Annotated in this window: 19 protein-coding genes and 2 tRNA genes; 4 read left to right on the top strand and 17 right to left on the bottom strand. The window is 50.2% G+C overall.

The window, feature by feature from the left end:
• Positions 1–15 precede the first annotated feature (15 nt).
• Positions 16–1185 (top strand): ABC transporter permease, encoded by a 1170-nt coding sequence (locus BMY16_RS00695; protein WP_244512800.1) that lies wholly within the window; start codon positions 16–18, stop codon positions 1183–1185.
• Positions 1169–2443: an ABC transporter permease gene (locus BMY16_RS00690; RefSeq protein ID WP_091838705.1), complete on the top strand. Its 1275-nt coding sequence runs from the start codon at positions 1169–1171 to the stop codon at positions 2441–2443. Before BMY16_RS00695 ends, BMY16_RS00690 begins: the two co-directional genes overlap by 17 nt.
• On the opposite strand, the gene glmM is transcribed toward BMY16_RS00690, so the two are convergent.
• From glmM to BMY16_RS00630, 12 genes are all read right to left on the bottom strand, one after another.
• Positions 2418–3806: a phosphoglucosamine mutase gene (gene glmM, locus BMY16_RS00685; protein WP_091838702.1), complete on the bottom strand. Its 1389-nt coding sequence runs from the start codon at positions 3804–3806 to the stop codon at positions 2418–2420. The genes BMY16_RS00690 and glmM overlap by 26 nt on opposite strands.
• Positions 3807–3818: 12 nt before the next feature.
• The gene (locus BMY16_RS00680; RefSeq protein WP_091838699.1) at positions 3819–4463 is read right to left on the bottom strand and encodes a DUF4827 domain-containing protein; all 645 of its coding nucleotides are present in this window, start codon (positions 4461–4463) and stop codon (positions 3819–3821) included.
• A gap of 61 nt (positions 4464–4524) precedes the next feature.
• Positions 4525–5559: a DHH family phosphoesterase gene (locus BMY16_RS00675; protein WP_091838696.1), complete on the bottom strand. Its 1035-nt coding sequence runs from the start codon at positions 5557–5559 to the stop codon at positions 4525–4527.
• The gene (locus BMY16_RS00670; protein WP_091838693.1) at positions 5560–6501 is read right to left on the bottom strand and encodes a glycosyltransferase family protein; all 942 of its coding nucleotides are present in this window, start codon (positions 6499–6501) and stop codon (positions 5560–5562) included.
• A gap of 86 nt (positions 6502–6587) precedes the next feature.
• On the bottom strand, positions 6588–8990 hold the full coding sequence (locus BMY16_RS00665) for a translocation and assembly module lipoprotein TamL (protein ID WP_091838691.1): 2403 nt from the start codon (positions 8988–8990) through the stop codon (positions 6588–6590).
• Positions 8977–13671 carry a translocation/assembly module TamB domain-containing protein gene (locus tag BMY16_RS00660; protein WP_091838688.1) on the bottom strand — a complete coding sequence of 1565 codons (4695 nt, stop codon included), beginning with the start codon at positions 13669–13671 and terminating at the stop codon, positions 8977–8979. The genes BMY16_RS00665 and BMY16_RS00660 overlap by 14 nt, the downstream gene beginning before the upstream one ends.
• A 52-nt stretch (positions 13672–13723) precedes the next feature.
• On the bottom strand, positions 13724–14659 hold the full coding sequence (locus BMY16_RS00655) for a CapA family protein (RefSeq protein ID WP_091838685.1): 936 nt from the start codon (positions 14657–14659) through the stop codon (positions 13724–13726).
• Positions 14628–17063, bottom strand: coding sequence for a DUF3160 domain-containing protein (locus BMY16_RS00650; RefSeq protein WP_091838681.1), 2436 nt, complete (start codon positions 17061–17063; stop codon positions 14628–14630). The genes BMY16_RS00655 and BMY16_RS00650 overlap by 32 nt, the downstream gene beginning before the upstream one ends.
• Entirely contained in the window at positions 17060–17557 is a 498-nt protein-coding gene (locus BMY16_RS00645; protein WP_244512798.1) for a hypothetical protein, read from the bottom strand. Before BMY16_RS00645 ends, BMY16_RS00650 begins: the two co-directional genes overlap by 4 nt.
• A 24-nt stretch (positions 17558–17581) precedes the next feature.
• Entirely contained in the window at positions 17582–18247 is a 666-nt protein-coding gene (locus BMY16_RS00640) for an RluA family pseudouridine synthase (protein ID WP_091838678.1), read from the bottom strand.
• Positions 18248–18267: 20 nt separating this feature from the next.
• Complete coding sequence (gene fabG / locus BMY16_RS00635; protein WP_091838675.1) at positions 18268–19005, bottom strand: 3-oxoacyl-[acyl-carrier-protein] reductase; 738 nt, start codon at positions 19003–19005, stop codon at positions 18268–18270.
• A gap of 32 nt (positions 19006–19037) precedes the next feature.
• Complete coding sequence (locus BMY16_RS00630; RefSeq protein ID WP_091838672.1) at positions 19038–19631, bottom strand: TetR/AcrR family transcriptional regulator; 594 nt, start codon at positions 19629–19631, stop codon at positions 19038–19040.
• Between the two features lie 205 nt (positions 19632–19836).
• On the opposite strand from BMY16_RS00630, the gene BMY16_RS00625 reads away from it, so the two are divergent.
• Positions 19837–19909: transfer RNA gene (locus BMY16_RS00625), tRNA-Met, on the top strand.
• A 90-nt stretch (positions 19910–19999) separates the two neighbouring features.
• Here BMY16_RS00625 and BMY16_RS00620 read toward each other — a convergent pair.
• Together BMY16_RS00620 and BMY16_RS00615 are read right to left on the bottom strand one after the other, a co-directional pair.
• On the bottom strand, positions 20000–20437 hold the full coding sequence (locus BMY16_RS00620) for a lytic transglycosylase domain-containing protein (protein WP_170835954.1): 438 nt from the start codon (positions 20435–20437) through the stop codon (positions 20000–20002).
• 175 nt (positions 20438–20612) lie between these two features.
• Positions 20613–23225, bottom strand: coding sequence for an endonuclease MutS2 (locus BMY16_RS00615; RefSeq protein ID WP_091838669.1), 2613 nt, complete (start codon positions 23223–23225; stop codon positions 20613–20615).
• A 120-nt stretch (positions 23226–23345) separates the two neighbouring features.
• On the opposite strand from BMY16_RS00615, the gene BMY16_RS00610 reads away from it, so the two are divergent.
• Positions 23346–23430, top strand: a tRNA-Ser gene (locus BMY16_RS00610).
• A 256-nt stretch (positions 23431–23686) separates the two neighbouring features.
• Here BMY16_RS00610 and BMY16_RS00605 read toward each other — a convergent pair.
• The 3 genes from BMY16_RS00605 to BMY16_RS00595 form a co-directional block, all read right to left on the bottom strand.
• Positions 23687–24112: an Hsp20/alpha crystallin family protein gene (locus tag BMY16_RS00605; RefSeq protein WP_091838666.1), complete on the bottom strand. Its 426-nt coding sequence runs from the start codon at positions 24110–24112 to the stop codon at positions 23687–23689.
• Positions 24113–24348: 236 nt separating this feature from the next.
• Positions 24349–25242, bottom strand: a complete 894-nt coding sequence (locus BMY16_RS00600; RefSeq protein ID WP_244512795.1) for a helix-turn-helix domain-containing protein — start codon at positions 25240–25242, stop codon at positions 24349–24351.
• Positions 25243–25279: 37 nt separating this feature from the next.
• Positions 25280–25789 (bottom strand): hypothetical protein, encoded by a 510-nt coding sequence (locus BMY16_RS00595; RefSeq protein ID WP_091838664.1) that lies wholly within the window; start codon positions 25787–25789, stop codon positions 25280–25282.

Genomic DNA, 25789 nt, shown 5'->3' with positions numbered 1-25789 from the left:
AGTGAAGAGTAAGAAGTGAGATACCTCAATAATATCTGGACGATAGCCAAGCGTGAGTGCGCGATTCTCTATAAGAATCGCATTTACGGCTTCTGCATGGTGGTATTCCCTCTATTGGCATTGATATTCTTTACCACGCTGATGGATGAGGGACTGCCTGAGGATATGCCTGTGGGTGTCGTAGACCTTGACAACACGTCGACCTCACGTGGACTGATACGTCGTCTTGATGCATTCCAGAGTTCAAGGGTCGTCGCCCACTATCCGAGTGTGGCCACAGCCCGTCAGGCCATCCAGAGAAATGAGATCTATGCGTTTCTCTATATACCACACGGAACGACGGATGACCTGCTTGCCAGTCGCCAGCCGAAGATCTCGTATTATTACAACATGGCTTCCATCATGTCGGGAGCCTTGCTGATGAAAGATCTGAAGACCATCTCCAACCTCGGTTCTGCCGCAGTAGGGCAGGCCACGATGCGGGCCAAGGGGTATACCCCTCAGCAGATACAGGCTTTTCTTCAGCCCATTCGCATTGACCTCCACCAGATAGCCAATCCGTGGACCAACTACAACCTCTATCTCTCGACCGTTTTCGTGCCAGGAATCATGATGCTCTTCATGTTCCTCATCTCTGCCTATTCCTTAGGTATGGAACTGAAGTTCGGACGAGGCAAGGAGTGGATTGAAAAGGCCGAAGGAAACATTGTGGTGGCCATCCTTGGTAAGTTCCTGCCTCAGGCCCTCGTGTTCCTGGTGTTGATTTTCTTTTATGAGTTCTATATTTACAACATCATCCAGTTCCCGCATGTTGGCAACTGGTGGATGATTGTGCTGCTGGCAGTGCTCCAGGTGTTCGGCTCCATCGGCTTCGGTATCTTTGCCTTCGGTCTGATGCCGTCGCTCCGTATGTCGATGAGTGTCTGTTCGCTATGGGCAGTGCTTAGTTTCTCGTTAGTGGGTTCCGCCTATCCTGTGATGGGTATGGACGCACCCCTTCAGGCCCTGACCTGGCTGTTCCCACTGCGTCATTACTACATGCTTTATCAGATTACGGTGTTTAATGGTTTCCCCTTGATCGACGCGTGGTTCCACTTCGTGGCCCTTGTTGGTTTCACACTGCTGCCGTGGTTCGTTATCCGTAAGATTAAAAACGCAATGCTTACTTATGTCTATATTCCCTAACACAACCATATTTCAGCGCATCCAGGATGCAGCCTACGTCTGGCGTCAGGAGATGAGACAGGCGTTTCGTGATGAGGGCGTACTTATCTTCTTTATCATCGTGCCCCTTGTCTATCCGTTGCTCTACTCGTGGATTTATAATAACGAGACGATCCATGAGGTGCCTGTGGTAGTGGTCGACCTGTCTCATTCACAGCAGTCGCGCCAGTTTGTCCGCATGTGTGATGCCTCGCCCGATGTCCGTGTGGCCTGTTATGCCGAGGATCTCGATGATGCGCAGTCACTCGTCAGCCGACAGATTGTCAAAGGAATCTACTTGATTCCATCTGACTTCAACACACGTCTGAACAGGATGGAACAGGCCACCGTTAGTGTCTATTGCGACATGGCACTGATGCTTACCTATAAGGCGATTTACCAAACGGCAATGGCTGTTTCACAGTCGATGGGCGCAGAGATACAAAAGAAGGTGTCGGGACTGTATACCAGTCGTGAAGAGGCTATCGTGACCCGTCCGCTCGACTTTGAGGAAGTGGTGATGTTTAATCCCCAGGGTGGCTATGGCTCTTCTGTATTGCCGGCTGTGCTGATTCTGATTCTCCAGCAGACGTTAGTGCTGGGAATCGGTCTTTCCGCAGGTACGGCCCGTGAGAGTAACCGCTATGGTGATCTTTTACCCATTCATCCCTGTTATGATGGGGTAGGGCGCGTTGTCTTCGGGAAATCCCTCTGTTATCTGATGATCTTTGCCGTCATGGCTGCTTACCTGACGCTTGTCGTGCCGCGGCTCTTCCACTTCCCACAGCTTGCCTCTATCCAGAACCTGCTCACCATCATGATTCCATATCTGCTGGCATGTGTGTTCTTCGGCATGACGGTATCCTGTCTGGTGCGCTATCGAGAGAATGTGATGTTGCTCGTGGTATTTATCTCATTGCCGCTACTCTTCCTGACGGGCGTCTCCTGGCCGCAGTCGGCTATCCCAGGCTATTGGCAGGGCATCTCATGGCTCTTCCCCAGTACCTTCGGCGTGCGTGCGTTTGTCAGGATGAATACAATGGGTGCGAGCGTCAGCGACGTCGCACCCGAGATCTGGTTTCTTTGGATTCAGGCTGCAGCCTATTTCTTTGCTGCCTGCCTTGTGTATGGTCATCAGCTGTATATCTCGAGACAGCACGCACAAGAGCGTCTGGAGTTCCTCCGCAAGAAGCGTGTCGTCCGCAAACAGCTTTCTACATCCCGTAGACCACTTGCATAAGCTGCTTGCCTAAGTCGTCGGCCAGTTCCATGGTCTGAGCCTCGCTGTAGACACGGATAATGGGCTCGGTGTTCGACTTACGCAGGTGTACCCAGCGGTCGGGGAAATCGATCTTGACACCATCGATGTCGTTGACGACGGCCGAGTTGTCCTTGGCGAACATCTCCTTGACCTTTACCAGAATGGCGTCGACATCGGTCTCTGGGGTGAGGTCGATGCGGTTCTTGGCAATCTGGTAGTCGGGGAAGGTAGAGCGGAGCTCGCTGACAGTGCAGCCCTTCTGAGCCAACGATGAGAGGAACAGGGCGATGCCAACGAGGGCATCACGGCCGTAGTGGCTCTCAGGGTAGATGACACCACCATTGCCTTCGCCGCCAATCACGGCTCCTACTTCCTTCATCTTCGTGGTAACGTTGACCTCGCCTACAGCGGCAGCGGTGTACTGGCCACCATGTTTCTCTGTCACATCACGCAAGGCACGGGTGCTACTCAGATTTGAAACGGTGTTTCCCTTAGTGTGGCTCAGCACATAGTCGGCCACGCTGACAAGGGTGTATTCCTCACCGAACATTTTTCCGTCTTCGCAGATAAAGGCCAGACGGTCTACATCGGGATCCACCACGATACCGAGGTCGAAGCCGCCTTGCTTCATCTTGCCCATGATGCCATGAAGGTTCTTCTCCAGTGGCTCGGGGTTGTGGGCAAAGTCACCTGTGCAGTCGCCATTGAGTATCTCGTAGTCTACACCAAGAGCCTTGAACAAGTCGGGCAGGATGATTCCACCTACAGAGTTGATGGTGTCCACACAGACACGGAACTGACGCTTCTTGATGGCTTCCACGTCGACAAGCTTCAGCTGGAGCACAGAGTCAATATGGCGCTGGTTGAACGAGTCATCAATTGTCAGCGTTCCCAACTTGTCGACCTCGGCATAGTTGAAGTTTTCGGCTTCGGCATTGGCCAAGACCTCTGCACCATCGGCAGCTGTCAGGAACTCACCTTCACTATTAAGCAGCTTCAGGGCGTTCCACTGACGGGGATTATGCGATGCGGTGATGATAATACCACCATCGGCACCAGCCATGCGTACAGCCAACTCTGTGGTAGGGGTTGTGGCATAGCCGATATCGATGACATCATATCCCATGCCCATCAGGGTGCCTACTACTACGTTACGCACCATCAGACCGGAGATACGACCATCACGTCCTACAACGATCAAAGGCTTCTTGTCCTTGACAGTCTTCCCGATAAACTGGGCATAGGCTGTGGTAAACTTAACGATGTCTAATGGATTCAATGTATCTCCAGTGGGTCCGCCAATGGTTCCGCGGATACCGGAGATGGATTTGATTAATGTCATATCAATAATAATTTATGATTCACGCATGAAAGTGATAACGTAATAAAAGGGTCTCACGTTGCTTGAAGCACTGGCGTGCCCCTGAGAATGGGGAACGATGATGCGCACCTTGGCACACTCCTGATCGTTAGCCTCGGGGCGACCCACCTTAACGTATGGCAGGGGGACGAGCCAGCCTGCAGGCACCGTGGCTCCATAGATGTTGTACATCATGCCACTGGTGAAGCTGGCAGTATAGGCACCGCTTTTACGGCTGACCTTCATAATGTCAGGAATAGCCGCCAGGCCTTTGCCGTAGTAGAGCAGGGTGTTGGTGTTGTTGCAAAGACTCAACGTGTCGTTCATGATGTCAAATTCTTCAAAACGACATACTAAGTTCACGTTCTCTCCGTCTTCTACCATTGTACCACAGCCCTCGCGGACTATCTGAAGATAGACACCGCTCTTGCTAAGCTTGACAAATTCGTTACGGGCAAGATTTGTGGTGTTGCCTTGCTGTTCGAACTGACTCTCGGAAATGACCATGATCGACGAGTCGGCAATGAACTTGCTGATGGCATTGCGCTCCTTGTCTTTCTTGTCGCCATAGGTCTCATAGTTGTTACAACTGATGAGAACAGCTGTGAAGGCAATCAGTATGATTAGAAATTTCTTCATCTTTTTTTCTGTATGACGGTGCAAAATTACGAATAAAATCTCAAACAACGTCAATATTAGGCTACTTTAACTTGTTTTCGTAGGCAATGATGGCTTTCTTGACTATCTCCACGGCTTCTTCCATCGTTCCGTTAATTCGTCCACCGGATGCATTCAGGTGACCACCTCCGTTGAAGAACTGCTCTGCCATCAGGTTACAGGGAAAGTCATCGACAGAGCGCAGACTGACCCATATCAGGTTGGGCTTGTCGGAATCTTCACGGAGTGAGATGGAAAGCTTCAGACCTTTAATCTGCTGGGGGATGTTGACCAGTCCCTCGGCATCGCCTTTGATAAAGTTAAAGCGTTTCTGCTCTTCTCTTGTCAATGTGTAGTAGGCAGCATTGAACTTAGGCAGATATACTAGCTTCTCATACATGACATACCCCATCAGGCGGATGCGGTTTTCTGAGTAATTGTGGTAGACATTGCGGTAGATCTTATCCTTGTCTATACGCTTGGTCAGCAGTTCGCCGATGATGAAGTAAATCTCGCACCGGGTGCTGTTCCAAAGGAATCCGCCAGTATCCGTCATCATACCGCAATAGATGGGGGCGGCAAAGTGCTTGTCGAGTTTCTCAAATCCACCCATCTGCCAGACGATGCGAAACACAAGCTCGCAGGTGCTACAGGCTTCAGGTAAGGAGATGGTGAGGACGGCAGGCACGTCGGGGTTTAGGTGATGATCGATGAGTACACGGGGGGCTGGTGAACTGACCAGTGCCTCCTGCATGTCTTCCACACGGCTTGGCGTGTTGTAGTCAAGACAGAAAATCAAGTCTGCAATCTTGAAGAGCATGTCGCACTTCTCCTTGTGCTTGTCATAACGTACGATCTTTTCGGTATTGGGCAGCCAGAGGAGAAAGTCGGGATATTGGTCGGGCACAATGACCGTAGGCTCCTTACCTCTGGAACGCAGGTACTCTGCCCATCCTAAACAGGAGCCGATGGCATCGCCGTCAGGACTCTTGTGGCAGGTGATGATAATGTTTTCAGCATGAGAAATCAGCTGGTCCAGTTGAACCAGCTGATCTTCACTTAAAATATCGATATTCATTTAAAACAGTTTATTGGGATATACGCCCTCGTCGACGAGTTGCTTGATGCGAGCCACGGTGGCATCACGGTCAGCGGCATAGGTCACACCAAACCATTTCGAGGTGGTGTCGAGCACCTCAACAGTGGCAGTGCCTTCGTTGATGAGCTTGTTGACCATCAGGGGGATAAAGAACTCGGCCTTCAGGTTCTCCATATTCTTCGGATCACTGAGGAATTCCTTGAAGTATTCCTCCGAGTACTCGAAGTAGTCGGGGGTGAAACCCCACATGTTCATGGATACTGGTGTGTTATCTTCCACCACGACCCACTGGCCGTTCTCATCCTTATAGCGGATAGGCTCGCTGGCGGCACCGGCATTCGAACCGTCCTCAGCACAGCGCACGATCTCCGTACGCTCTACAACGGTGGTCAGGTGACCCTTCTCGTTCTTAGAGCAGATGCCACGGGCAACAGTACCATTCTCAGAGAGGGTGTTACCTACGCGGAAGCCCACCATGGCATATTGGTTCTTGGCACCCTCGGGCAGATTGGCCAGATACTTGCCAATCACCATGAAAGCATCACGGTTGTAGAAGTCGTCGCAGTTGATGACGCAGAAGGGCTCCTTGATGACATCCTTACCCATCAGTACGGCGTGGTTAGTTCCCCAAGGCTTCTGACGGCCTTCGGGTACGCTGAAGCCTGCTGGCAGGGCATCGAGTGCCTGGAAACAGAGTTCGCACTTTACCTTACCTTCATACTTGGCGAGAATCTGTGTGCGGAACTGCTCCTCAAAATCCTTACGGATAACCCACACAATCTTGCCGAATCCGGCTTGGATGGCATCGTAAATACTGTAGTCCATGATGGTCTCACCGTTGGGTCCCAGACCATCAAGCTGCTTCAGACCGCCATAACGGCTGCCCATACCTGCTGCAAGCAGAAATAAAGTTGGTTTCATAAACTTGATTATATTAGAGTTTCAAAATTTGTCTGCAAAGATACGAATTTTTTTTTTATCCAGCCACGTATTAACGCGCCTTAACATTAGAATGGATAACCAATGGCAAAATTCAGTGTCTGGGCATCTTTAAAGCGATTAATGTTGAAATAGCCCGACTTGCCTGTATCGTGAGGACAATGCAGTGCTATTCCCCAATCAACACGAACCACCAGGAACCCTAAGTCGTAACGCAGACCGATACCCGTACCAAGGGCAATATCGTCGAAGAGTTTGGAGATTCTGAATTTAGACTGATCTGCCCATTTATTGTAAAACAGCATATATGCCAGGAGTTCTAACGAGTCTGCTCCTTCTATTTCTTCCTCAGAAAAGGGGGTGGTATTGACAGTCCATACATTACCGGCATCAAGGAAAACGGCTCCATGGAGGTTGCCGAATAACGGCATGCGGTATTCGAGGTTGGCAACGAACCTCGACTCGCCGTTACGGAAGACGTAATTAAACTGACGGTCTTTCTCTTCAAGATCATCGAAATGGCCCGGGCCTATATCACGTACACTGAAGGCACGGATGCTGTTAGCACCACCTACGTAGAACATCTCACTGAAAGGAGGTTCCTCGCTGTTACCGTAACTCCAGATAATACCGGCATTGAGATGTCCTACGAGCTTCGATGATGTACCAATAGACCATGTCTTGGTCAGATCCGTTTCCAACCTAAGGAACTGGGAGTATGGGGTCTTAAAGAGTTCTTTGTTTTTCGTGTTGAATTGCCTGCCACATGCTACATCTACAAGCGATATGATATTACCGGCTTCTTCGATGGTGGTTTCCCAACGGATAGGGTTGCGCAGGGTTGCCGGACTGGTGTAGGTATAGGTATAGCGCATCTTTGGGATGAAGTAGTCGTCCATGGCCGTGGCCAAATAAAAATTCTTGCCAACGATTTCTTCATACTTATCCGTGGTACTATTCTTGAACTGGTATTTTACTGTCAGGGGTGAGAATTCATGACGGCTGCTCTCAGAAGTCTGCCAACGATAAGACCATTCTCCTGATACAACGTGCATCTTATAGTATTCGGGACGCCGTACAACATCTGTTGATATTTTGGCCAGAGTTGTGGGAGGTGAATAGAATCGGCGGCGTCTTGGACGACCGTTCTGGTCTCTGCGTATGCGGTCGCTATTATAGAAAGGTGCGATGATGCGTGGGAACTCAATAGAGGCATCGGCACCGTATTCGTAAGTACTCGTCTTGCTGCCTCCGCTCGACTGCCACTGATAGGCGCCGTGCAGATTGATATCGAGTTTCTCTGCACCTCTGAAGAGATTGCGTTTTGTGAAACCGATCTTTGCTTCTGGACCATAGCGCCCGTTGGTGCGTCCGATGGCATTGGCTTCGATATAGAAATCGTAGGGCTTGTCGAACGTACATGTGAGTCTGAGATCAAGGGTGTCAGTGTCGGGTCTGGGTGTGAATTGGAAATCCGTGCTGCTGAAGACACCCGTAGCATTGATCTTACTCGTTGACTCAAGATACCTGTCGTAATTGAATTCCTGTCGTGGTCGCAGACGGAGATTCCTCAGCACTATAGCTGGTCGGATGGGAGAGCGCTTCCCGTGATAGTGAATGGTGAGATCGCGCCGTTTGATGGAGTCTGTCATCTGTTCTCGGAAGGATTTGCGGAACAGCACATCTATATGGCCGATATACCATTTCCGTAAAGCCTCAGAAGGTAGTCCCTCGGCCAACTGGAAACGCAGCTGTGCTTTGTTGTCAACGGCAAAGGTATCAGCCAGATAGGAGGCGTAGTTGGGGTTATAATAATAGTAGCCGTTATTGCGCATCAACGTACTGATACGGGTGCGTTCTCCGTCAAGGTTGGTCATGCTGAAAGGAGCACCGGATTTGATGAGGCTCTCCTCGCGGGTAGAATCGATCAGTAGTTTCATGCCTTCTGGGAAATTCTGGTGGCTGACGGAATCGAGCGTGAACAGGGAATCGAGGTGAATGGTATAGCCAATCTTGCTCTTTTTAGGATTCTTCTGGGGCACAATATCGTAGTTCACATAGCCGCGGAAATAGCCATTATTACGGAGCACGCTCTGTGCCACAGATGCACGGAGGGCAGGATTGACCTGACTCATCAGCACGGGTGGCTTTCCAAAAGTTTTGGTCATCCATTTGGCAAAGCCAGAGGTTTTGCCGGAGTATTTGTTGTATACCCAAAGGTGCCATGACCAGGGCACAGTGTAGTAACTGCTGCCAAAGAGAGAGCCGTTGGGTTCTGTAGCAAGGGCTGCCTCCATCTCCACCTTCATGGCGTCAAGGTGCTTTTCGTAAGGGTAGTTGGCAGTCTCGTCTTCATAGGTAATCTTCGTCAGACCCACGAAAAGTTGTTCGCCTTCGGGAATATTCTTCGTCATCGAGCACGAAACGAGGAACATGGTTGTGAGTATGTAAATAATACTATTTCGTCTCATTGTTTACTACTTTTATGGTGTCAGTCCTGACTGAGTCGGTTCTCGCGACTGGTCGTCTTTGTGGAACAGGTGCCGGTTCCTTATGCCAGAAACGGAAGATATCCCAGAAATTATCTAGTTTTCTGCGCCAGATGAAACCAGCGCCGTATTCGCTGGTGTAGCCTTCCAGCCAGTCGTATACGTTCTGCTGATAGAAAAGCTTGAGGTTTTGTGTACCTTCCTGATTCAGGCGATACTCCATGGATACATTATCGAAGAACGATTGCTTCTGCCCCATAACATCGTTGGCTCCTCCAGCCAATAGCCCGCCAATTTCAATCTTCAGCCTATTGTTGAAAAGGCGTTTGGAGAATTGGAACGAGTAATCGGTGGTTTCCTGCCCCGTGCTGGTGACAGAATTCTCGATGCCGAAACTGATATCGATGGTCTTCAGTGCCGATCCTGCGATGTTGTTAATCTCACTCTGCAAGAAGGCACTCAGTGCAGAGTTCATGGAGAAATTGCCAGAGTTGCCGGTGTTCAGGTACATACCTGTGGTCAGCATAGCCACGGCAATCTTAGCCCGCTCTTCTACTGACATGGCGCTCAGCTCGCTGTTGATCATATTATCCTGTGGTGCCTCGATAATGAATTTCAGACCCATGTCATTGAGCGTCTTCGTGATTTCCACGCCACAATCGAAGGCCACGCTACGAGTGGATCCATCCTCATCGCTGACGGTGGCTTTTGTGTGTTCCGTGGCTATAATGTTCAGTTTCGGGTTCATCGGGTCGCCTGTAAACTCCACGTAACTGCCATCTTTCACTGTGAAAGTCTTGAGCGGGATGACGGGCAATGAGTATTTCATCTGACCACTAGCCAATGTGTAGCGGCCTGTCAGATTGATGCCCTCAGAGTTGTACTTCATCCGAAGGTCACCACCTCCCGTCAGGTCAACATAGTTGGTCTGATCAGTATTCAGGTTACACACAATATGGGCACCCTGTGCCACATTGATAGTCAGGTCGACATCAAGTCCAGAAGGAGTGGGGCGGGTGATAACAGTCTGGGTAGAGTCGTTGAAGTCGGTAAACTTCACCAACTCATCCAGTCGGTTGTCGGTAGAAAGGGGAGAATCAAGTAGCAGATAGGTCATGTCGGTCGTTCCTAGGACATCAAGCCTGCCGCGCATCTTCATCGTTTCGAGTGGCCCCTGAACCCGAGCCATAAAGTTTACGAATGCCTTTCCCCAGGCAATTGACTTCTGTTCTTGTTTGGCATTGATAAGCAGTAGGTTACGTGCTCTCATCCTCAGGTCGGTCGTGATATTATTCAGATTCGAGAAATCCACTTCTCCCATCAAGTTCAGAGGCTCGTTGTTATAGGCATAGAGCCCGTAGTTCTCAATGAGCAACTTGGAGTCAATGATACGGATGGGGTCATTATCCATGCGCATCCTTACACCATAGGGGATACTGACAAGGTAGGCAGAGTCGACATACACCTCCCCGTCGACATGGGAGTTGGATGTGGTGCCTTTGATGTACAAACGTCCCTCACTATAACCCTCAAAACCGACAATCTGATCAGGAATAAAGCCGTTGGCTAATGACAAGGGGAAATGTTTCATGTCAAAGGTGGCATTGATGTAGCCTTCATTCTTACTTTGATAGGTTCCGCTAAGCAGTCCAAACTCTTCGTCATCGAGCATGAGCCGGGCCTCAATGGCATGGGTGTCATCCTCTTTCATCAGGTAGACCAACTCTGTGCTGATATTTCCGATTGCCGAACCCTCATAAGTCATGTTCCTGATAGCCATATCAGAGGCCACGGAGATTTTTTCATTCTGATCCTGCAGGATATGGTAGTCGCCGTTCAACTGCCCCGTGATTTTGGGCAGGTAGGGAATCACAGAGGTTACTTCGCCAAGATCCAGGCGGTTTACGCTCAAGGTAAGGTCCTGAAGCATGGTGGAGTCTTGGTGTTCAGTATAGAGCTTGATACCTGTTTTATCATCAGCTATCAGGTCTATCTTGGCTTGCATTTTCCTGTTACTACCCAGGAAGATAAAGTTGTCTTTGTTAAGATTGAACTCCTTGTAACCTATCGTGGGGCGCTCAGGCAGGAGGTGAAGGCGCAGGCCATTCTGCTCCATCTCGGCAGTGGCTCCGAGGCGCACACCCATCTTACCTTTCGCATCGTAATAGCGCAGACCCGCCAGTGCACCGTGTTCGTGGATATGGCCGTCGATAAGGGCATTGAACACGAATTGCGGATTTTTCTTGTTGTTGCAGATCTGTCCTTGATAACTGAGGCGCTCACCTTTCTGTGTCAGGTTCAGGCGTACAGTGTCTATACGGGTGGAATCGTAGACGAGTGAGTAGATATGGCTGGTGCCGTTGATGCCTGTCTCTGGCGAGGTGTTCAGGTCTACGGCCATGTCCTTGAAGTCGATGCCAATAGCTCTGAGGAAGTTGGCTATGGGATTCTCGCGCTTGCTTTCAAAATGAAGCTTCACAACAGGGAGCAGGGCCTTGATGGCTGGTTGGTTGATGACCTTGTCATTATACTGGGCCATGACGGAGTCGGTGAGGACGGTTGCTTGTGAGAGTAGTTTCTCGTAACCGCCCCTGCCGTCAAACTTCAGGATGAAATCGCCACTCTGGGCTCTGACAACGGTGGTGTCGAGGCTGGTCTTGATGAGTATGCCTACATCGCCAGGGTTGTAGGTCTTCTTGAGATCCTTCACATAGACCTCGTTGAGTCGGCCGCTGACGTAGTGGGTTTGGTCCATGTCAGAGGTAATCTTCAGACTACCGTGGGTGCCGATGGTCAGATGTTGGTCGAGCAGTCGCATCTGATAGAGGTCGGCTTTGGCGAGATCAGCGCTGACGGTACCATCTATCTGTTTCTTATTGAGCAGCATGTCTACGGACATGGTTCCGTCGAAGATCTCGTTGTGGCCTGTGATACTGGCTTGTGCATGTCCGTTCTCGAGTGTTGCCGAGGCGGTGAGGTTGTCGAGGTTCATGTAGCCGTATTTCAGCAGTCTCACGTTTGCTGTGGCATCGAGGCGGCTCTGACTTGAGAATAGGTCTGTGCCGTGTCCCTTTGCCTTGATATCGGCTGCGAGGGTGTAAATGGAGTCTTTAGGTAGGAAGTGGTGCAGGTTTAGTTGGTTGATACTGATGTCTGCATCGTAGGTCATATTTCCTGTCACCATCTCTCCTTTGGCATTGAGAGGGATAAGCGCTGTGCCTTTCATCTTCACGTTGCCACCACCTTCGTGCAAGGTCATGTCTGCAGTGTAGCGTGTGCCGTTGGCTTTCAGGGTGGCATTGAGATCCATGCCGTTGGGTATGCGATAGATGCCACTCATCTTTGGATCAATGAGGGCTGTCATGAAGTTCAGTTCTTTGGTCTTGGCCTCCATCTTGATGTCGGCTTTCAGCCGGCTCATATCCGTCACGTTGTCTGCCGTTCCTTCGATTGAAGCATGGAGGGCTGTGGCAAGGTTGATGTCGATGCCCGTCAGTTCCAGATGCTGCATATTGCCATTAAGCGAACCTCTGATAATAAGTGGCCGGTTTGGGAAATGCTCCATGAACTTCTGGGGCAGTTTGCCTGCATAGATCTGCAGATCCTGTTTGCCAAGCTGAGCATAGAGGCGTACCTTCATTTGTCCTGGATTCTGATTGTCGAAGGCAGTGAAATCCAAGTCTGCCTCAGTCATGATGCTCGAATCGGGTGTCCTAAGCGTCATCAGTGGCATGCGGATGTGATTATAGGTGGAATCGAGCGTCACGCCACCAGTCATTTCACTCACCACCAGTCCGCTTTTCTCCTTGAAGAAGGCTTTTTTTACAAAGAGTGAGGTGCCTTGAGGGGTGAAGCTGAAGGATTCGAGCCTGAGGTTGACATCGTTCATCAAGAGGTGAGAGAAGTCGATGCCATCCGTTGTTTCAGGCTCATATCTGTTGTTGAAGGCAAAGTGTCCACCATTCCAGTCGAGGCTGCCCACCTTATATATGCCTTTCCCGATGTCGATGACGGCCTTGCGGGCAACGGCTTTGTCGAAGTTGGTCTTCAGGTTCAGGGTATCGCCAGGCAAATGTAATGTCAGATTGCTTTTGTTGAAGCTGAGGCTGTCGGCATTGATAATCCATTTCACTGATGTTGATGTGGTGTCCACAGCAGCTGTGTCTGTCAGGTTGATGTCCAATTGTGCCTCTTTCAGTCTGAGTCCGTTGATCTCTGCCGTTTCCTGATTAAGGTCGATACCTTTTGAAGAGAGCCATAGTTCATTGAAGTCACCTTTGATACGCACATCACTGATAAAGCCGTTGGTGTTGACCTTGGCTTGTTGGATTGAGAGCTCGTTGATGATGATTTGCTTGTCAAGCAAAGGCCAAAGACGTACATCGACCACCATCTTCCCGATGTCGGCTATCGTGTCTGTTACATGTGGAAGGGAGTCATTGGGGTGCAGGGCGCGGAACCCTCCTATGCCGAGGTTAAGGGGAAATTCCAGATTCACGTGCTCCACCGTAATCTCCATGCCTGTTTTCTCTGAGGCGATGGCAGCCACTTTTTTTACCGCCCAGTTTTGTACGGGTGGTAAATAAAGTAACACGGCGAGTATTATAATCAGTAGAATGGGGATTATCACCGCAATCCCAATCCACTTCGCAATTTTCTTCATCAACGATATCGTATTGACGCTGCAAATTTACGATATTTCTACGAAATACGCATCATTTCTTGTCAAAAATGTGTTGGTTATCTTTTAGATAAGGTACACAATGGCGTATTTCCACAGGTAGTGACTCTGTGAGGAGGGTGTCAGGAGTGATTTTTAGACTTACGATACAGGCTTTGGCATTGAGGGAGCGTGTGGGGTCGAAAATGAAGTTGCCAATGCTATAGTAGATCTTCTTGCCACGAAATTCCTCAATGGTTTGCAGGGTGTGGGTGTGATGACAGATAAGCGCATCGGCCCCGGCGAGTATCAGGTGATGGGCAACGTGACGCTGGGAGATGACAGGTTCCAACGTATGTTCGCCTCCCCAATGGAGTGAGACGATGATGACCGCCGTAGAGTCCGCTTGTCTCAGCCGGTGAACGCGATTCAACAAGGAGTCCATCGGCTCCTGACTGACGCAGGGCTTGTCTGTAAGATAGGCATAGTTTTCAAGCGCCAATCGTAACGAAGGTAAGAGCCATACCCTTCTCGGATGTTCTGCCAACAGCACAGGTTTTGAAGCCTCCTGCATATTCTCGCCTGCACCGATGGGCACCATTCCTGCCTCGATGATATTCCTACGGGTGTCCATCAGTCCCTCACGCCCTTGATCTATTGCATGGTTATTAGCCAGGTTCAGATGGGTGATGCCATGCTGTCTGAGGGTGTCAAGCCATTCCGGCTCGGCTCTGAAGATGAAACGTTTGAAAACAGGTGCTTCGATTTTTGTGGCAGGGCACTCAAGATTGCCTACGACTATTTGTGCAGAACGGAACACGGAGTCGACACCCTCCGAGAAGAGATGGCCGACTCCATGATGGTTAATCACGCGGCGCACTCCACGATCCAGCAGAATATCGCCGGTGAAGACGATGCTGAGTGTGTCAGCAGCTTGTGCTGACACACCCAACAGTATACTAACAGCCAGAACTATAGAATACTTCCTCATTCGGCTCCGGCATCTTGTTCAGTGGCACGATGATGCGCTTCATCCACTCGGGCACGCCCTTGCGAGGATTGCTCTCCAGTTCCTTCTGCCACTCTTCGTCTGTCTTACGGGGTTGGTCGATGGGTTGGATAAACTCGCGATAGCTCAGTACGGCACCACGCGTCAGATATAGATAGCCGCCAATCTCCACGACCACGTAGATCTCATCGGCATCACCCACAGCCTCGAAGAGGATAGACTTGTTGGGGTTGTTGTCGGCATTGGCTGTATAGACATCGGCAACGATGGCAACCTTACGGTCAACACCTTGTACGTCAGTCCAGCCACTCAATATCTGCTTGGGCTCGCGCAGCAGGTCCAGGCTGATATTCTCGAAGGAGGCACCGATATACTTCAGCTGGTCGTACTCTTCTTCGCTCGGCTCTTCGCCTGCCAACTCCTTCTCACTGAGCTGAAGCAAGAATTTGGCTTCATCTCTCATGCGCTCCGTGGCATCACTAATCTTTTCGGTTAGCAGATTCTGGCTCTTCAACAACTTCTCTGTGTTGTCTAGCAGTTCGATGGCTTTCTTCCAGAAGGCCACGTTGGGCTCTACATACCCCTTTACGACAGGCTCTGGGGGACCACCGCCACCACACTCTGCACCCATTGGCTGCTTGGCATAGAGGATGGCATCATGTTTCAACTCTGCCCAAGAGGCAAGGGCTGCGTTCAGGTCTTTCTTGCTCCACTCCGGATTCTGCATGAAGTAGGGTAGTTTGCCGCCCTTATCCTTGTCGGTCATTATCTTCAGCGTCTGCATCCATTGGGTGGCGATGTTCTCATTCCAGTCAATCTCACCCATGCGCTTCTTCATCAGTTTGAGGTTCTTGCCGAGATCCTTCCAGTCGGTCTTCTCTTCCATCAGGATCTTTTCGGCGGCTGTAACACCCATGGCTGCCATGAAGTCAAGTCCCTTAGGTGTGGCTCGTAGGGTGGGCTTGTTGTCATAGTCTACCATTTCCTGCAGCACCTCTGCATCTGGCTGGTAGCGCTGGGGCATGATACAGATCTTGTTATGGCTGGTCTTCTCGAACTTCGGACGGATACGAGTCTGCTCATTACCGATATTCTCGAGGTTCTTCTTCAGCTTGCTCATAGCCTGCTTGTTCTTGAGCAGTTCTTCCATAGGCAGACCGGCTTTTTCCACCTCGGCAATCACCTGCTGGATGCTCAGATTGTCGGGCTTGCCCATCAGGTAGGTAATCAGACGGTCAAACTTCTCATATTTATCTCGCACACTCTTATTGTCCTTCATGACGCAGGCAATCATCACGGCAGCGTTTATTTCGTCTTCATGGTCCATGCCGAAGGGTACGCTCTGCAGCCACATCATACCTCTGAAGTACTCTTCAAGCACGTGGTTGCGGGTATAATGGCCACGCGGACGGAAGAGGCTATAGGCAAAGGTCACTTCCTTATAGTCGGCCATGAAATTGCTTGGGCCATCAACGGCTTTCACGGCTTTTTCTACCTCCTCGGCAATAATCTCGTCATTGCCCGGGTCGAAGTATTTCATCCCTCTTAAGAGTGTCTCGGCAATCGTGAAAAACCTCACGCTGTGAGCAGCGGCACGTTCCAATTCCGTTCCGTTCTCAGTCCGCTGGTAAATCTTTTTCATCTCTTGAAGCATCTCGTAGCTGTAATCCACCATCATCGGGAAGAGCTGATACATTTCCAACTCCCTCAGCATGCAGTCGATATAGAGATGATAGAGCTGCAGGTAGAGGTCGGTAGTCACGAAGTTGGGGAATTCATTGTAGTCGTTCTGCTCATAGACCTGAAACAGTTGTGCATTCAGAGCGGGTACGATGGCAAAGCCGTCTTCGCTCAGCTGCTGGCTCAGCTGTTGGTCAAACTCCTTGATCTGTGAGGGATTCAACAGGTTGGTCATGTTTACTCTCAGACCCTCGGGAACCTCGAAGTTCTGTTTCTTGAGTTCTGTCTCACGAGCCTCCATACGTTTAATAAAGGCTTTTTCCTGATCGTTGTAGTTCAACAGGTTTTTCTCTTCGATGACGCGAAAGTAGAAGTCACGCCATGACTCGTCCTCCTTTGAACTAAGGCCAGCCGTTTCCACCTTCTCATCAAATACCCACATCAGTGAGTCATACCAGGTAGTGGCTGAGTAGATGCCTCGCAGGTAAGAATCCATGAAAGGCAGACCGCGTTGGGCTGCAGGTGCATGACGCAATGTACGGACATCTGCCAGCGAGAGGCCGCTCACGTCCATGTTGTAATCAATACTGTCAATCAACTTCTCCACATCAATCTGCGATGGAGGTACTGACGTCACCAGACTTTGCTTCTGGCTGCAGGCTGTTATCAAGGCTGCTGCACAGACGAGAAATAGTAATCTTTTCATTGGCTATAGGTTTTTAATGCTGTTTGTTTGTCTACACCTTTTATTATATAGTGGTCGAATTTCATACCGAAGCCGCCCCATACATAGTCGGATACCACATAGAGCGAGTCGGTGGTCGATTCTAATGCCCGTATCTTACCATCGATAAAACGGAAGTCTTCAAGGATGCCTCCTAGCTTGGATCCCAACCACATGGGGCGAGCTTTCTTATGGACCTCTTTGAAGATGAATATCCTGCGGGCCTTCTCAGGATAGAAACGCGTTGACTTGATAACCCCAACCATGGCGTCAATACTTCCATCGCCGTCAACGTCGCCCGTCTGAAACTGGTAGACAGGGTAGGGGAGCTTCCAGTCGTTCAACCAATAAAGGCTGTCATGCTGCTTTCGCAGTGTGAAACCTTGTTCTTTGCGCGACTCATTGCTTTGTGACTCACAGACACCGATGCTTGCAAAGAGAACAATGGATAGTAATATCGGCCTTAGGTTATTCAATCTTCACATTTCAATCTTGATGCTTCACTTCATGCCTTGCCAGAGAGGATCCTTCGGAATGGGTGCTTCGGCAATGATGGTTTCTTTCGAGACGGGATGGGTAAACTCCACGCGCCTGGACATCAGGGAGATGCTGCCGTCAGGATTGCTCCTGGGAGCGCCGTATTTCAAGTCGCCTTTGATGGGACAGCCCATCGCAGCCAACTGACAGCGTATCTGGTGATGACGGCCCGTCATCAGCTGCACTTCAAGCAATGTGTAGTTGTCACTGTGACCTATCACCTTATATTTTAGGATGGCCTTCTTTGCATTCGGCTTCTCCTGATTGTAGGCGTACGATTTGTTTTGCTTCTCATTCCTCACGAGCCAGTGCTCAAGTGTTCCCTCATTAGCTTGCGGAGTATTCTTGACGATGGCCCAATAGGTCTTGTGAACCTCTCCCTCGGCAAACATCTTGTTCAGGCGTGTGAGGGCTTTCGAGGTGCGAGCGAAGACCACGAGGCCGCTAACGGGACGATCCAGGCGATGCACCACACCAAGGAACACTGCTCCCGGCTTCTGGTACTTCTCCTTGATATAGTCTTTCACAATATCAGAAAGGGGGCGATCGCCAGTCTTATCACCCTGAACGATCTCCCCGCTCTGCTTGTTGACTATGATAATATGGTTGTCCTCGTAAACGACCTCCATAATGATCAATGTTCAATGAACTACATGTTCATGCCACCATCGACCTGAATGACCTGACCGCTGACGTAGCTTGACATATCAGAAGCAAGGAATGTAGCCACATTGGCGATATCCTCAACCTGACCACCACGGCGCAGGGGAATCTTCTGCTTCCACTGCTCACGAACTTCATCGGGCAACTGAGCTGTCATGGCTGTCTCAATGAAGCCTGGAGCGATGGCGTTGGCACGGATACCCTTGGGACCCATCTCCTGAGCAATACTCTTGGCCAGGGCAATCAGTCCAGCCTTTGAGGCAGCGTAGTTAGCCTGTCCGGCATTACCGTGCACACCTACTACGGAAGCCATGTTGATGATGCTTCCGCCACGCTGACGCATCATGACGGGCACACAAGCGTGGATGAAGTTGAATGCCGACTTCAGGTTCACGGCAATCACAGCATCCCACTGCTGCTCAGTCATACGCAGCATCAGTCCGTCCTTGGTGATGCCGGCATTGTTCACCAGAATATCGATGCTTCCGAACTCCTCCTTGACGGCCTTTACCACTTCCTCGGTCTGGGCAAAGTCAGCTGCGTTAGAGGCATAGCTCTTGGCTTTCACGCCCAGGGCTGCGATTTCCTTCTCTGTCTCCTCGTTGATCTCAAGGTCGGTGAATGCGATGTTACAGCCCTCAGAGGCATACTTCAGTGCGATAGCTTTTCCGATACCGCGTGCAGCACCAGTAATAAGCGCTGTCTTACCAGTTAATAATCCCATAATTTCTAAAATCTTAAATATTTAATGTTTAATCAATTTCTCCTGAACTTACCCAGTGCGCCATACACCACCTTGGCTACCTGTGGCTTGGTGTCCTCCTCCTTCATCCCGTGCGCGATACGCCCGTATATATAAGGTACTTCCAGCCCCTTGATACAATAGTGGGTGATGTCGGCTACAAGGTCTACATTATCGATGTCGAATTCTCCGTCTTCCTTTCCTTCGGTGTATACCTTACGGAAGAGTTCAATTTCTGCATCGTCAAAATGCTTACGCACCTTCTCCACCATCCAGATGTTTCTGAAGAACTCTGCGCGCAGGTTTCCGTTTCTGACCACCGTCTCACGAATCATGCTCAGATGGGTGTAGATCAGTTCGATGATCTTGTCCTGCGGCCGAATCTTGCGTGCTGCCACCTCGTCGAGTTTGTCGCTCAGTCGCTCCAGCTCGCTCTCAATGACGGCATAGTAGATTTCTTCCTTGGATTTAAAATAGGTGTAGAGTGTACGACGACCCTTGCCTGATTGCATCGCAATGTCGTTCATCGTGGTGTTCTCCAGTCCGTTCTTTGCAAACAACTGGCGGGCCACATCTACAAGCTTTTGTCTGGTCTTGGATATTGACATATCTGTTTCCTCCTTGTCTTATTGCAAAATTGCACACTTACTTTCTGTGTGCAAAATTACATTTTTCCTTTGAATTACGCAAGAAAAAAGGCGGAAAAAGTTGAGAAAAGTGAGAATTTATAAAAAAAATACTCAAATATTTGGCTATTTCAAAAAATAGTCGTACCTTTGCACCGCTTTTCAAGAAAAGCCCTGAAAATAACATCGCGGAGTGGAGCAGTTGGTAGCTCGCCAGGCTCATAACCTGGAGGTCGCACGTTCGAATCCTGCCTCCGCAACTCTGAAGCAGCCGGGAGGCTGCTTTTCTTTTCTCCATGGTTTATAAAAAAGAAACGCGAACCATAATTGGTCCGCGTTTCTTTTATCCATTACTTCATCTGTGCTAAAACCTTTTTGTAGTACCGGTTGGTTGCCCTCACACTGTACTTCATTCCTCCATTCCAAGAGCGAATAGCTTTTTCAATGCAGTTCTCAGGGTTATAGTACTTCTGAATTAATAGGAACATCTCCTTTGATTTTCCGATGCTGTAGCGATCGTCCATCGTGTAACGCTTCTTACTCTTCTGCTTTTTCAGAATGTCATTGCATTCCTTTACAAGAATCGGAGTAATCTGCATTGCGCCAACCGAGTTTCCACTCACGGCGTTGGGATTTCCATTGCTTTCAACCTGAATGATTGCTTCCATTACAGGGCTCCAGTCAAAACTTGATGTTGAACTCTTTGTAGTCTTTCCTTTCGCAAAGGCCATCGTGCTCACAAGCAACAGAGCCATCAAGCTAAACATTGCTTTCTTTATTACTATCATAAGCTCTATACTTTAGGCGGATTCTCATCACAAGAGCCGCGTTATCCTTTAGATTCGGGTGCAAAGTTACAAAGAATCAATGAGTTAGCCAAATTTTTTAGGTCTTTTTATGATAATTGTGTACGTACACTTAATTTATGTCAAGAGAAAGGAAATGGTCAAAATAAGAATTTTGTTAGTCTAAATCCACCACGGTAATGCCTGCTCCGCCGAACTGGACATGCTCGTCACGGTAGGCTTTCACGTTGGGAATTGTAGCCAGATATTGGCGTATCAACTGGCGTAGAACGCCCGTTCCGGTACCGTGGAGGATACGTACGCGGGGCATGCCCACAAGGATGGCGTCGTCGATGAAATAAGTCACGGCATTGATGGCTTCGTCTCCTCTCATGCCTCTCACATCGAGGTCTTGGCGGAAGTTGAGCTTGCGGTTGTCTATGACATCGCGGGTATCTCTTGAAACGGTGGCATACGAGCCTGCGATATTGTTGTTGCGCTCTTCGGCCTTGGTGGTCTGTGCTTTGGGCTTCTCGGCATGCTCCAGGCGCTCCAGGCGCATCTTGGTCTTCATGCCGCCAAAGATCACGGTGGCCATCTTGCCGTCTGTGGACTCAACCTCACCCACTGAGCTCAGTCCTTTGATCCTCACGGTGTCGCCGGCGGCTATCGGTTGGTTGTCCGTAGGCTTCTTAGTAGCAGTAGCGGCAGCGTCTTTGGGTGCTGAGCCTGTCGAAGCATTCTTCTCGGCCTTTCGCTTTTCACGACGCTCTTTTCGCTCCTGAATCTGACGGATCTTTCGGGCTATGGCCTCGTCATTATCGCGGGTATCGATGTCTGCCACCTGCTCCTTGAAGCTGTCGAGCTCTTCACGGATCTGGCGTGTGCGCTCTTTCTCTGCCTGAGCTTCCTTGATTTCACGGATGGCATTTTCTATCTTCTTATTACTCTCGCGCAATAGTTCTTCGGCCTCCTCCTTGGCCTTGCGCAGTATCTCCTTCCGCTGACGGTCGATCTCGTTGAGCTCGTCTTCATAGCGGTTGATTTTATGCTCCAGTGATTTCTCGTGCTGGTGGATGGTCTGCCGCTTGCCTTCCCAATACCGTTTATCGCGTACGATGTCCTGCAGATATTTGTCGCTCTGGATATAGTCAGAACCTACGATGTCTGAGGCGTCTTTGATCACCTCTTCAGGGATGCCGGTCTTGCGGGCTATCTCGATGGCAAAGCTCGAGCCGGGCTGTCCGATGGCCAGTTGGAAGAGTGCCTGCATCTCATGACGGTCATAGAGCATCGCTCCGTTCACCACACCCTCATGGTCCTCGGCAAAGTGCTTCAGGTTCTGATAGTGGGTGGTAATCACGCCGAAGGCCTGCTTCTTCCAGAACTGCTTCAGCATGGCTTCTGCGATGGCTCCGCCGATGGTTGGCTCCGTTCCGCTGCCAAACTCATCAATCAGCAGCAGCGTTTTATCGTTGGCTTGACGCATCATCTGCTTCATGTTCATCAGGTGGCTGGAGTAAGTTGAGAGGTCGTTCTCAATGCTCTGCTCGTCGCCGATGTCGATGAGGATATGATGGAAGATGCCCGTCATGCTACGGTCGCCGATGGGAATGGGCAGGCCGCACTGGAGCATATACTGCAACAGTCCGACCGTCTTCAGACATACCGACTTTCCACCCGCGTTCGGACCCGATATAATCAGCAGACGTCCGATATTCTTGTCTCCTTGTCTTCCTGGCTCCCTGTCTCCTTGGAGCCTGATATCCAGCGGTACCACCTTCTCACCTTTCTTCTCAAGCGAGAGTTGCAACAAGGGGTGAACGGCGTGAATCCAATCGATGTAGGGCAGGTTGTTCACGATGGGCTCAAAAGCCTTCGTAAGCCGCGCCCATTCTGCCTTGGCGTGTATCAGGTCTATCTGTGCCAACAGCTGGTAGGCGTTGAGAATATCGCTGACGTAGGGTCTTACTTCATCGGTGAACACCGTGAGGATGCGGATCACCTCCCTGCGCTCTTCTGCCTCCAGCTGACGCACCTTGTTGTTGGCTTCCACCACTTCGGCAGGCTCGATAAACACGGTTTTTCCCGTGGCACTCTCATCGTGTACGATACCGCTGATTCTGCGCTTCACGGATGGGGCTACCGGCAATACCAGTCGACCGTCGCGCATGGTCGGGGCGGCGTCCTTGTCCACAAGCCCGTCTTTTTGTGCCGCATGCAATATAGTATATAATGTACGCGAGATGCTGCCTTGTGTCTTCTCCAGCTCATGACGGATGCTGGCAAGGGTCATCGAGGCTGAGTCTTTGATTCTTCCAAACTTGTCGAGTATCGAGTCAATGCGACGAATCATGGCAGGGAAGGTCATCACACCCTCCGTCAGTCTCTGCAGGGCGGGATACTTGTACTCTGCCAAAGCCATGTCGGCCACAGGGTCGCCGATGACCTCTCCCGCATCATTGAGATACTTCACAATGTTGGTGATGGTCTCCAGTGAGCGTCGTAAGTCCCAAACCTCGTCCTCCTCCAGATGAGTGTTCTCCAGTCGGATGCGCATGATGGCCTGTCGTACATCGAAGAAATACTGCATCGGGAAGTCATCTTTCTCTTCCTGCAGCCTTCGGAATTCCCTTACCTGTGCGAGCCATTCATTGATCACATCGGCATCCGTAGAGAAGGCTATTTCATCTACCTTCTCTTTGCCGAGAGTACTCAGACAGCGCTCTTTCAACAGTCGTCTGATCTCATCGAAGCCGAGCTTATGTTCGAAGTTATTTGGATAAATCACGCTGCAAAGGTACGAATAAGTGAGCGATTTTCCAAATATTTTTTAAAAAGTTGCCAAAAAATTTGTTCATTTCCAAAATAATCCGTACCTTTGCACCCGCTTTCAAGATAGTAGAGCACTGGAGAGATGGTAGAGTGGTCGATTACAGTAGTCTTGAAAACTACCGTACCGAGAGGTACCGGGGGTTCGAATCCCTCTCTCTCCGCTGATAAATCCGCGTAACTAGTTGTTTATCAATAAGTTACGCGGATTTTCTATTTCTCCGTTACCCAAAATCAGACCCAAATCTCATCCAAAACTCGGAGAATTCTGAAAATAGCGATTCCTAAACTATCCAAGGAGATGTTAAAGTATGTGTCTGATAAACAGACATATAGTGTTATTGTTGTATTACAACATCCAAGAGACCCCGGCTTGCATTTCTGCAGGTCGGGGTCTTGCTGTTTTGAAATAGAATCACTTTATGATACCTCAATGGCCTTGGTGACTTTCTCCTTCGGCTCGGTCTTCGGCATGGTGATAGTCAGGATGCCGTCCTCCACCTTGGCTGAGATCTTGTCCTTCACAACATCGTCAGGCAACACGTAGTTCTGCTCGTAGTTCGAGTAACTGAACTCACGGCGCAGGTAGTGGCGGTGACTGTCCTCATGCTTGTGTTCCTGCTTGTTTTCGATGGCGATAGTAAGGTTGCCCTCGTCATTGATACCTACGCGGCAATATTCTTTCTTGATGCCTGGAGCTGCAAGTTCCATTACATAGCTCTTGTCTGTCTCCTTGACATTGACTGCGGGTGCTGTACTGTTGGCACGAGGCATGAAATCAGTGTTAAAGAAATCATCAAACATTGTTGGGAACCAACCATTGCTTTTCATTAATCCGTTCAACATAATCAATACCTCCTAATTATACTTTTAGTTTAACGTATGTTGTTGATTGCCTCGGCCTATTTAGCGTCGGCTTTCACTCACCTAAAAGCAACTTGCATGCCGATTGTCAAAATGGCACTCGGATTCGGTCAGGATGGCACCGATTTTAAACTCGATTAATTGATGCTGACAATTATTTAAACGTCATTAAACATTGGCTGTCACAACAGTAGATTTCTGTCGATTTAATTCCACCATTACGCCTGAGCCCTGAACTCCTGCGGGGTCTGGCCGGTCTGCTTTTTGAACAGGCGGGAGAAGTACTGGGGGTACTCGAAGCCGAGGGCGTAGGCTATCTGGCTGACGGTGTCGGTGGTCGTGGTGAGGCGGTGGCGGGCCTGAGCGATGAGGTGCTGCTGGATGAGCTGCTGCGGACTATTGCCCGTCTGGGCTTTTACGAGGTCGCCGAAGTAGTTGGCCGAGAGGTTCAGCGTGTCTGCAAAGTAGCGCACGGTGGGCACTCCCTGACGTGCGGCTAGGCCTCGGGCAAAATAGTCGTCGAGCAGGACGGTGAAGCGCTGCATGAGCTGGCTGTCGACGGGTTCGCGGGTGATGAATTGGCGGTCGTAGAAGCGCACGCAGTAGTTCAGAATCAGGGCGACGTTCTGCGCCATCAGCTGGCGGGTGTGGCGGTCGATGCCGCGTTCCAACTCTGTCTCGATGTTGCCGAGGATGTCGTGCAGCTGCTGGCGCTCACGCTCCGATACGTGCAGGGCCTCGTTGACTGAATAGCCGAAGAAGGTGTAGGGCGACATCGATAATCCCTGCATCAGTGCCGGCGAGAAGATGAGCATCACGCCCTGGTAGCTCTGTTCGAGCGTGCCCAGCTCAACGTCGTGGTCGGGGGCGAAGAAGAGCAGCGTGCCGTTGTCGTAGTCGTACTCGTTGCGCCCGTAGCGCACGGTGCCGCAGCGTGCATCCTTGTAAACCACGCAGTAGAAGCCAAACGTATAGCGGGTGTTGCCAAACGAGCTGCAATCAGCAAGGTCGTCGAGATGGATGACCTCAATGAGCGGATGGCGGACATCGTCACGTCCGAGGGCATGCATGAATGCCGACACGGTGGGGAAATGGATTTGTCTTATCTTCATGGCGCAAAGATACAAATTTTTTCGCAGATAATGACTATCATCCTACATTTTCTATCTTCACGGTGTCCAACTCTTGCTGATAAATCACGCCACGCTCCTTCGAGAAGAAATCAATTGTCAGGGCGGTGAGGGCTACAAGGATGAGCGCAAGGGCAGATGCTCGGAGCCAGGGCTTATCGCAGAAGGTGAACACGCAGACAGCGATGACCATCATGACGGCAGAGACGATGATGGTCTGCGGATAGATCTTCATGAAAGCAGCCACGCGAGCCTTCTCGCTCTCCAGAAACTTCTCAGGCGACTCCTGGTATTGTTCCACGAACTGCTTGCTCCGCTGATGATTATTATAGGCTAATGCAGCTCCTCCTCCGATAAAGATTACCGCCACCACCGTCAATGGCAGAATGATGGCGCGAGCCGACTCCGACGAGCCCCAACGCCATGCCACAAGGGCCAGCAGGAGGCATACCACGCCTCCTGCAACCATTGCCAGATCCTCCTGAATTTCGCCAGTCAACCATTTGTTGGTATAGTCAATCAGTTCCAT

The organism is Prevotella sp. ne3005 (genome assembly GCF_900110085.1).
GTDB lineage: Bacteria > Bacteroidota > Bacteroidia > Bacteroidales > Bacteroidaceae > Prevotella.
Note: the sequence above shows the minus strand (reverse complement) of the source record. Positions and strands in the feature narration are given on the sequence as shown.

Coding starts and splice junctions, on each gene's coding strand:
- BMY16_RS00650 (WP_091838681.1), bottom strand. CDS start 17,063: ATGAAAAGATTACTATTTCTCGTCTGTGCAGCAGCCTTGATAACAGCC.
- BMY16_RS00630 (WP_091838672.1), bottom strand. CDS start 19,631: ATGTCAATATCCAAGACCAGACAAAAGCTTGTAGATGTGGCCCGCCAG.
- fabG (WP_091838675.1), bottom strand. CDS start 19,005: ATGGGATTATTAACTGGTAAGACAGCGCTTATTACTGGTGCTGCACGC.
- BMY16_RS00640 (WP_091838678.1), bottom strand. CDS start 18,247: ATGGAGGTCGTTTACGAGGACAACCATATTATCATAGTCAACAAGCAG.
- BMY16_RS00690 (WP_091838705.1), top strand. CDS start 1,169: ATGTCTATATTCCCTAACACAACCATATTTCAGCGCATCCAGGATGCA.
- BMY16_RS00665 (WP_091838691.1), bottom strand. CDS start 8,990: ATGAGACGAAATAGTATTATTTACATACTCACAACCATGTTCCTCGTT.
- BMY16_RS00675 (WP_091838696.1), bottom strand. CDS start 5,559: ATGAATATCGATATTTTAAGTGAAGATCAGCTGGTTCAACTGGACCAG.
- BMY16_RS00680 (WP_091838699.1), bottom strand. CDS start 4,463: ATGAAGAAATTTCTAATCATACTGATTGCCTTCACAGCTGTTCTCATC.
- BMY16_RS00620 (WP_170835954.1), bottom strand. CDS start 20,437: ATGATAGTAATAAAGAAAGCAATGTTTAGCTTGATGGCTCTGTTGCTT.
- BMY16_RS00600 (WP_244512795.1), bottom strand. CDS start 25,242: ATGAAGATAAGACAAATCCATTTCCCCACCGTGTCGGCATTCATGCAT.
- BMY16_RS00605 (WP_091838666.1), bottom strand. CDS start 24,112: ATGTTGAACGGATTAATGAAAAGCAATGGTTGGTTCCCAACAATGTTT.
- BMY16_RS00660 (WP_091838688.1), bottom strand. CDS start 13,671: ATGAAGAAAATTGCGAAGTGGATTGGGATTGCGGTGATAATCCCCATT.
- BMY16_RS00655 (WP_091838685.1), bottom strand. CDS start 14,659: ATGAGGAAGTATTCTATAGTTCTGGCTGTTAGTATACTGTTGGGTGTG.
- BMY16_RS00595 (WP_091838664.1), bottom strand. CDS start 25,789: ATGGAACTGATTGACTATACCAACAAATGGTTGACTGGCGAAATTCAG.
- glmM (WP_091838702.1), bottom strand. CDS start 3,806: ATGACATTAATCAAATCCATCTCCGGTATCCGCGGAACCATTGGCGGA.
- BMY16_RS00670 (WP_091838693.1), bottom strand. CDS start 6,501: ATGAAACCAACTTTATTTCTGCTTGCAGCAGGTATGGGCAGCCGTTAT.